Origin of the sequence: Marmoricola sp. RAF53, from assembly GCF_052114005.1 — a bacterium.
GTDB lineage: Bacteria > Actinomycetota > Actinomycetes > Propionibacteriales > Nocardioidaceae > Marmoricola.
On record NZ_JBFRDX010000052.1, the window covers coordinates 1 to 1,083 of the forward strand.

General features: G+C 66.4%; 1 protein-coding gene. It reads right to left on the bottom strand.

Annotated elements, in window-relative coordinates; translation table 11 throughout:
* Nucleotides 1-31: 31 nt before the first annotated feature.
* Nucleotides 32-1,083, bottom strand: a 1,052-nt coding sequence (locus AB4Y76_RS21270; RefSeq protein WP_441928985.1) for an IS481 family transposase, incomplete at its 5' end; no start/stop codon positions are given.

Sequence of the window (1,083 nt, forward strand, 5' to 3'; positions counted from 1 at the left end):
CCTGAAGTACTTCGGTTGAGGGGTGACAGATCTACTTCGGTTGATCCGTGACACTCGTTTGCACTCTAGGACGTCGCTGGGGCGCCTGGGATCGCTTGACCCTCACCTCCCCAGGGTTGGTTCGCTTCTCGGTGCGCAGCAGCTTGTCGCCGTCGTAGAACTGCATGACGTCCTCGGTGACCCAGACATCGACCGGTGCTCCGGCTGCTGCGACACCGAGGCAGACCTGCTGCCAGTTCACGCAGACCACCCCGACCGCCGAGGCGCGCCTGGTCACCCAGATCCCTTCGGTCCGGTCCTCGCCTGGGCGACCAGCGGTCGCGGTGCTGCGCAGCTCGGTCACCGAGCCCGACTGCTGCTGGAGGAACCTCTGCGCTGGAGTCGCCATCCCCAGCCCCTGGTGGGGCCGGTTGGTGTTGTAGTCGGTCACCCACTCGTCGAGCTCGGCCTGGGCAGCGGCAAGGCTGGCAAAGACCCTGTCGGTGCGGAACTCGGTTCGTAGCGCCCGGTGGAAACGCTCGATCTTCCCGGTCGTCGTGGGCGACCTCGGTTGGGTCAGAAGATGTTCGATCCCGTTCTCCCGGCAGATCCTGTCGAAGAGCACCTCCACCGGCGGCTGGTTGAAGCGACCGGTGAAGACCTTCCCGTTATCAGTCAGGATCTGCCCCGGAACACCCCAGGTCCGCATCGCCAATGCCAGTCCGTCACAGACCCGTTGGGAGGACTCCCGGACCATCAGGTGGGCGCTGATGCAGAACCGGGAGTGGTCATCGACCCCGGTCAGCGCCTTGGCCTTGGTCCCGTCGGCCAGGACGAACCCGCCGACGGTGTCCATCTGCCACAACTCCATCGGCGCCCCGCGCTCCCAGCGTTTCCACTTCCGGTCCCGGCGCCGTCGAGAACCCGGGTCGATCAGGTTCAACCGAACCAGGCACCGGTAGGCCGCCGACTCCGAGACCTCAAGCCCCGCCTTGGCCAGCTCGAAGCTCAACCGCCGCGGACCCCAGGACGGATGGGTGTGCCGCATCCGCGCGATCGCGACCTCGACATCAGAACCCATCTGGTGCGGACACGACCGCGGCC